The organism is Neisseria sp. P0021.S005, from assembly GCF_051956955.1.
In genome coordinates, this window is the sequence record NZ_JBQCWY010000545.1 from 1 (window position 1) to 2,090 (window position 2,090).

Below are 2,090 nucleotides of genomic sequence, written 5' to 3' on the forward strand. Positions count from 1 at the left end.
AACACGATTGCCAAGCCGAGGCGGAAGGCGTGGATATGGCGGCGATAGCGGTAGCGTTCGTAGGCGTTGAGCCAGCGTTCGGAAAAATGGAGGCGTTCGGATTGGGCAGGCATGTTGTAAGACGTATCAGTATGTGGGGATGTAAATTATAACTGATTGGTAAAGCAGATGAAATTTTAACTGCTCCCCAACGGCTTGTCCTATTGCGGATTTTATCTGCCGCAAGCGGATATAATGGCGGCTTTGAATCAGACAGGTGGTGAAGAAATGGCGACGGTTTTAAGCGCAGGCGTGGACGAAGCGGGACGCGGCCCTTTGGTCGGCAGCGTATTTGCGGCGGCAGTGATTTTGCCGGAACATTTTGACTTGCCGGGTTTGACCGACTCAAAAAAACTGAGCGAAAAAAAGCGCGATATGTTGGCGCAGATGATTAAGGAACAGGCGGTTGCGTGGAGCATTGCCTTTGCCGATCCTGACGAAATCCTGCAACTGAACATCCTGCACGCAACCATGGCCGCGATGAAGCGCGCAGTCGAGGGGCTGTCGGTCACTCCCGACAAAGTGTGGATAGACGGCAACCGCGTGCCGAAAGATTTGAATGTTCCTGCCGAAGCCGTGGTCAAAGGCGACAGCAAAATTATTGAAATCTCCGCCGCTTCGGTTTTGGCCAAAACCGCGCGTGATGCGGAAATGTATGAATTGGCGAAACGCTATCCGCAATACGGGTTTGACCGCCACAAAGGCTACGGTACGGCGCAACATTTGGCCGCGTTGAAACAATACGGCGTCTTGCCGGAACACCGCCGCAATTTCGCACCGGTCAAAACCTTATTGGCACAAGGCAATCTGTTTGAAGAATGAAAGCATATCAAAAGGCCGTCTGAAAGATTTCAGACGGCCTTATTTTTGGAAAAGTATTATTTCAACGCAGCCAAACACTCTTTAATCAACTCAGGGCCGCGATAAATCAAACCGCTGTACACTTGAACCGCACTGGCGCCCAAGCGGATTTTTTCTGCCGCGTCCGTGCCGTTCATGATGCCGCCGACGCCGATAATCGGCAGCTTGCCGTCAATGCGTTCCGCCAAAAGTTTCAACACTTGATTGCTTTTCTCGCGTACGGGCAAGCCGCTCAAGCCGCCTTGTTCGCCTGCGAGCGGATGGCTGCCCAAGCTGGATTTGTCGATGGTCGTGTTGGTGGCGATGATGCCGTCCATTTCCACGGATTTGACCACATGGGCGATGTCGTCGATTTGTGCTTCGTCCAAATCCGGCGCGATTTTAACCGCCAGTGGCACATATTTGCCATGCGCAGCCGCCAGTTGCGCCTGTTTGTTTTTCAAGGCTTCCAACAATGCGCTCAACTCGTCGCCGCCCTGCAAGGCACGCAGGTTTTTTGTATTGGGGGAGGAAATATTGACCGTGATGTAGCTCGCATGGGCGTAGGCTTTTTCCAAGCAAATCAGATAATCGTCGGCCGCGTTTTCAATCGGCGTAACGGCATTTTTACCGATGTTGATGCCCAAAATGCCTTTAAAGCGGCTGTTTTCAATGTTGCGGATCATCGCGTCGATGCCGTGGTTGTTGAAACCCATGCGGTTGATGATGCCTTGGTGTTCGGGAACACGGAAAAGGCGCGGCTGCGGATTGCCCGGCTGCGGCTTGGGCGTTACCGTGCCGATTTCGACAAAGCCGAAACCTAAAGCGGCAAACGCATCGATACACTCGCCGTTTTTGTCTAAACCTGCCGCCAAGCCGACCGGATTGGGCAGCTGCAAACCCATCAGCTCGGTTGGCCGGGTGTGGCTGTCCACCTTGGGCAGCAGGCCGAGTTTTTCGATAGAACGCAAACTGTTGAGCGTGAAATGATGGGCCTTTTCTGCATCGAAACGGAACAGTATGGGGCGGACGAGTGAATACATGGCGGCGGCTTTCTGAACGGTTGATGAATTTGGCGTTATTTTACCTGAAACCGTCAAACTGCCCCAAACGTCTGTATCGATATGATTTTATTGTTTGGCGTCAAATGAAAATAAATAGGGCTTTTGCGTGTAGTCGGATAGTTCATTAAAATGGTAAGAGAGAGGCTT

2 protein-coding genes are annotated in these 2,090 nt (G+C 52.1%); one reads left to right on the forward strand and one right to left on the reverse strand.

Features of this window, described 5'->3' with window-relative positions; all coding sequences use genetic code 11:
* Positions 1 to 267: 267 nt before the first annotated feature.
* A complete protein-coding gene (rnhB, locus tag ACTHUE_RS16655; protein WP_039861927.1) occupies positions 268 to 861 on the forward strand; it encodes a ribonuclease HII in 594 nt (197 codons plus the stop codon).
* A 56-nt stretch (positions 862 to 917) separates the two neighbouring features.
* On the opposite strand, the gene ACTHUE_RS16660 is transcribed toward rnhB, so the two are convergent.
* Positions 918 to 1,922 (reverse strand): quinone-dependent dihydroorotate dehydrogenase, encoded by a 1,005-nt coding sequence (locus ACTHUE_RS16660; protein ID WP_070504155.1) that lies wholly within the window; start codon positions 1,920 to 1,922, stop codon positions 918 to 920.
* Between the last annotated feature and the right edge of the window lie 168 nt (positions 1,923 to 2,090).

What these genes read in the sequence shown, in the direction of transcription:
- ACTHUE_RS16660 (WP_070504155.1), bottom strand. Translation starts at nt 1,922, where the DNA reads ATGTATTCACTCGTCCGCCCCATACTGTTCCGTTTCGATGCAGAAAAG.
- rnhB (WP_039861927.1), top strand. Translation starts at nt 268, where the DNA reads ATGGCGACGGTTTTAAGCGCAGGCGTGGACGAAGCGGGACGCGGCCCT.